The organism is Bartonella sp. AC10YNML (genome assembly GCF_042196825.1).
GTDB lineage: Bacteria > Pseudomonadota > Alphaproteobacteria > Rhizobiales > Rhizobiaceae > Bartonella.
The window spans coordinates 1-4,530 of record NZ_JBHIRA010000039.1 but is presented as its reverse complement, the minus strand read 5'-3'; the positions used below and the strand labels follow the sequence as shown (position 1 = coordinate 4,530).

Sequence of the window (4,530 nt, the reverse complement as noted above, 5' to 3'; positions counted from 1 at the left end):
AGGCAAAGGGATTGAAATTTCTTGAGGAAGAGGTAAGCGTAGGGCGTGTCGTGTACTTGAGGAAGTTTTCGATGAGGCAATGAATGAGGTTGATCTGGGACTGAGGTTGATCTTGGCCGCGTGCTTGGCTTTCAATAGAACACCCTTCCTGGGGAAAAGGAAATTATTCTATCTCTCAAGTGCCCTCTTCTTTGCTGCACTACCTTGGGGCTTTGGTATTGAGGGCTGATGTTAACATTTGGCAGCTTTCTCATAAAAGCTTTATGGAAGATGAAAGTTTGGGCTTTGAAAAAAAATATCGAAAAAATCTATTTGGGCCGGTTTTGCTAGATGATTCAAATCGTCATAAAGACAAAGCAACTTCGTTACGATTTTCTTGCACTCGTTTGCTTCTTCTTTGGAAAGCAGCTTATCTTCCTGAAAATAAAAAGAGCACTTAGAATTTTAGAACCATAGATCCAAATTTGTGCAATAGAAGAAGATATTTTTATGAAAATTTGATCGACGAGAAAAGAGAAGCCTTAAGACAGCAGAGGATATACTGTGGGGAATAAAAACATGATGTTTGAAGGTGATGGAAAAAAATGCATCCCTGATATTGTCTTTATGAAAGATGAGGGATACAAGCGCTTGATATTGATTGAACCCTCATTCATTGTGAGGACGAAAGCTTCGGTTCATGAAAATGGCTTAGAAATTGAAACAAATGAGGGGTAAAAAAATGAGGGGCAATGGAAAAAATGCACCATTGGATAAAGAACCACGGTCTTTTGCGCTGGAAGAAGCGTTTTTGACAAGCAAAAATTATAAAGTCATCTTTTGCATTGCTTTCATTGTGGCAGCTTTAAGAACGGCTCTTTTCTTCGTACTCATGTGGCTTGAGTGGAAGTTGGCGGGGTGGGAAGGGGATGTCATAACAGTTCTCTTTTGCATCGTGCAGGTTATATTAGATTTAATTTTTGTACTCATTCCTGTTGCCTTTGTGGTCCGCATCATTTTTACGCGTTTGTTGAAAAAAAAGATCGATATGTTGGATCAAGCACTCTGGCAGCGAAGAAAAACGGCTTACCAACAAAACAGCGCGTGAAGGGAGGGCAGAAAATGAATACTGGTCTTTATATATTCTCATGTATTGTAGGAGCACTTCTCTTCGTGCAATGTTTGAAGGTGATGGAAAAAAATGCACCGCTGATATTGTCTTTATAAAAGATGAGGGATACAAGCGTTTGATATTGATGAACCCTCATCCATTGTGAGGACGAAAGCTTCGGTTCATGAAAATGGCTTAAAAATTTGAGACAAATGAGGGGTAAAAAATGAGGGGCAATGGAAAAAATGCACCATTGGATAAAGAACCACGGTCTTTTGTGCTTGAAGAAGCGTTTCTGACACGCAAAAATTATAAAGTCATCTTTTGTATTGCTTTCATTGTGGCAGCTTTGAGAACGGTTCTTCGCTTCGTACCCATGTTGCTTGGGTGGAAGTTGGTGGAGTGGGAAGGGGATGTCGTGGCAGCTCTCTTGTTAATCATGCGGCTTATATCATGGTTTATTTTTTTGTTCATCCCTGTTGCCTTTGTGGTTCGTATCATTTTCACGGTTCTGTTGAAAGAAAAGATCGATATGTTGGAGCAAGCACTCTGGAAGCGAAGAAAAACCGCTTCTCAACAAAACAGCGCATGAAGGGGTGGGGAAAATGATAGATATTAAAATAATGGATATTATTGTTGTACTCTCGTGGGGTGTGGGCTTGATGCTTTTCACGCTGCTTTCTGCTGTGGTCATGATGTTTATTTGGGCATTGTATTACTCTACTTTCAAGCGGGTGAGACTGTATTGCCAAGTGACAAAAGAATTAAGCCGCGTGCTTGAACAACCTGTTGCTTTTGAGCCGTCTAGTGGAGCAACGCCGATGATTAAGCCGTTATCTGAGGAAAAAGAGTTTTCTCTTTCTGATGAAGAAATCTTAACGATGGAAAGTGCAACGGCGCTTTTAAAGAGTTTGGGGTGGAAGGTGGAAATTGAAGGAAAAGGAGATCATTTGGCCACCTATTATTTACCAGATCGTGAAGTGCAGTTTCTTTATAATGCTGAGAAGGGGTATCCGCGATTTGATTGTGCAATTGCAGTGGTTTCTGGTATCCATGCGGCGGCTTGCCAAACAATAGACCCTTATAATTCTGGAGGTTTGATTGCTCTTGAATTGAGTTTTGATGTGAAGGGGTTGGAAATTTTTGAAGAAAAGGTAAGCGTTGGATGTTTACGTCGTGCACTTGAGAAAGCTTTCGATGAGGCAATGACTGAGGTTGATCTTGGCAAGATGCTTCACTCTCAATATAGAATCCTGCCTTGGGAAAACAAAACTGTGGTCCCTCGGTTGGCTTCTTATTCCCTGCGTTATCTTGCGGCTCTGGCTTTGATGGGCGATGTTGAAACTTTACACTCTTATCACAAAAGCTTTATAGAAGGTGAGAAGCTGGGCTTTGAGGCAAGCATTGAAGAAGAGCATCTGGAACGCGCGATGGTGATCGCTCAGGCGGTAGAAAAGACAAAGCAACCCAGTTACGATTTGCTTCAACAGGCGGCAAAGGATTTTTCCATGGAGGTAGAAAGCTATGAATGTTTTAGAGCTACAGATCCCAATTTGTGCAATAGAAGAAGAGATTCTTATGAAAATTTGATCGAGGAAAAAAGACAAGAATTAAGGCAACAGGGATATTTTGTTTATGAAAAGGACGCGATTTGTGAGGTTGATGGAAAAAACTATCGTCCCGATATTCTTTACATAAAGGATGGGGAGTTAGAATATATGGATGTAGAAATTAGGATTGATGAAAAAAATTATTGAGAAAAATAAAGAGTTTAGATAAATTAAAAAGAGCTTAAACCTGAAAATAATGCGTAAAAAGCGCGAAGCGTAAAAGCAGAGGGGAACAATGCAGGAGAAAAAAGCAACATTTGAAGTGTCTTTCTTTTCATTTAGAAAATTTATGGTGTCTTCAGTGGAAAGGTGTAAAGGGGTGGGACGGTGTAAAATAATAGGGCACCGCTTTTTCATCATGTTTTATACATGCCTTATCATGATGGCTTTAGAAGTTCCTGCGGGTGCAAAATCTCTGGTACAGCCGTTGCAATGGACAAGATGGGAAGGAATTGGTTCTCTTATTTTTCTCTTACCAGTGTTGATATGGTTTTGTCTTCTCACACCCCTTCCTATTTTGTGGGGGATTTATCGTTTTAAAGAGCGTAAATTGGAAAAAATAAAGAAAAAACTAAAAGAAAAAATAAAGCAGCAAGAGATTAATCAATGAGGTTATACGCATGAGGGGTGAGGCCGCAGTTTTTATTTTGTTTCTGCCGATTGGATATTTTTTTCTAAATGCAGTTACAGTTTTTGCCATTTTTGTGAATATGATTATTGTGGCGCCTTATTATTCTTTAATCAAGCGTTTGAGGCTCTATTACAGAGTGAAAAAACAAAGACATTTGATGAAAGAACATCCACAGCGTTTTTGTTTCTTTGAAAAAAGCGGAAAAGAAAAAGAGAGAGTGCCACAAAACTTAACACTAGAAACACAGATAAGTTTCTATTCGTTAAAAAAATGGCTCGCTTTTTCACGCAAAGATTATATCCTCCACGCATGCCTCTCTTTCATCATTATGTTTTTCAAAACTTATGTCTATGTGAGTTTCTCTAAAAGGGTAGCTGAGATAGATGAGAGCAGATTTGAATATCTTGTCATTCTCTTGCTTTTCTGGTTTTTTTTATCGGTATGTATTTTTGCAACGATCCCTGTTGTTGTGATCCTTCGTGAAATTTTAACTCATCGATTGAAAAAGAAGATTCAGCAATTGGAAGAAGTGACTGAAGCAATCAATTTATAAAAAGAAGGGGATAAAATGCATTACGAAATAGCGGCATTTTGGACGGTGATTTTTATCATTCTGCTGGGGGGTTTTTTTGATTTTTTCTTAACAATACCCATTGTGGCACTGTATATTTCTTTTATCAAGCGTTTGATCTCTTATTACAAGGTTACCAAACAATTAAACGCAGCGCTGAAAAAGCGCACGTAGTGCTCGTGTCATGGGGGAGGCATAAGTTTTAGATCATGCCATTGCTTCATGACGTGAGAGGAGGGCATCGATTGTTTTTCTCATTTTACGCTGATCTCTGGGGGGGGAAAGGGTTGATGGTGAGTGATAGGCTTATAATAAGCTTGTAATAGGCTTTAATGGGGCTGTTGATCGGAAGTTATTATTTTCTGTGAATTTGTAAAATCGTAAAAATGTGGAACTGTAATAGGGGGTGTGGTTGGTCAAGGGCTGTGAGGATTGTGGAGCGCTTGGGGAGAAGAGGTGCCAATGGAGGCATAAAGGTTGGATTGTGCAATGCGTCAAAATTAGAATGGGGGGAATGGAGGGCGTTGGGGGAAAAGGGTTGATGGCAATGAATAGGCTTATAATAAGCTTGTAATAGGCTTTAATGGGGCTGTTGATCGGAAGTTTGTTGTTTTCTGTGAATTTGTAA

At 39.5% G+C, this 4,530-nt stretch carries 6 protein-coding genes; all 6 read left to right on the top strand.

Annotated elements, in window-relative coordinates; translation table 11 throughout:
* The first annotated feature begins 558 nt into the window (after window positions 1-558).
* The 6 genes from ACFINA_RS09335 (at window position 559) to ACFINA_RS09310 (ending at window position 3,884) form a co-directional block, all read left to right on the top strand.
* Window positions 559-717, top strand: a complete 159-nt coding sequence (locus ACFINA_RS09335; RefSeq protein ID WP_375615491.1) for a hypothetical protein — start codon at window positions 559-561, stop codon at window positions 715-717.
* 4 nt (window positions 718-721) lie between these two features.
* Complete coding sequence (locus ACFINA_RS09330) at window positions 722-1,087, top strand: hypothetical protein (protein ID WP_375615490.1); 366 nt, start codon at window positions 722-724, stop codon at window positions 1,085-1,087.
* 229 nt (window positions 1,088-1,316) lie between these two features.
* Window positions 1,317-1,682 (top strand): hypothetical protein, encoded by a 366-nt coding sequence (locus tag ACFINA_RS09325; protein ID WP_375614468.1) that lies wholly within the window; start codon window positions 1,317-1,319, stop codon window positions 1,680-1,682.
* Window positions 1,683-1,710: 28 nt separating this feature from the next.
* Window positions 1,711-2,847 (top strand): DUF6990 domain-containing protein, encoded by a 1,137-nt coding sequence (locus tag ACFINA_RS09320; protein ID WP_375615492.1) that lies wholly within the window; start codon window positions 1,711-1,713, stop codon window positions 2,845-2,847.
* A 211-nt stretch (window positions 2,848-3,058) separates the two neighbouring features.
* Window positions 3,059-3,310 (top strand): hypothetical protein, encoded by a 252-nt coding sequence (locus ACFINA_RS09315; RefSeq protein WP_375607083.1) that lies wholly within the window; start codon window positions 3,059-3,061, stop codon window positions 3,308-3,310.
* A gap of 10 nt (window positions 3,311-3,320) precedes the next feature.
* Complete coding sequence (locus tag ACFINA_RS09310) at window positions 3,321-3,884, top strand: hypothetical protein (RefSeq protein ID WP_375615489.1); 564 nt, start codon at window positions 3,321-3,323, stop codon at window positions 3,882-3,884.
* Window positions 3,885-4,530 lie beyond the last annotated feature (646 nt).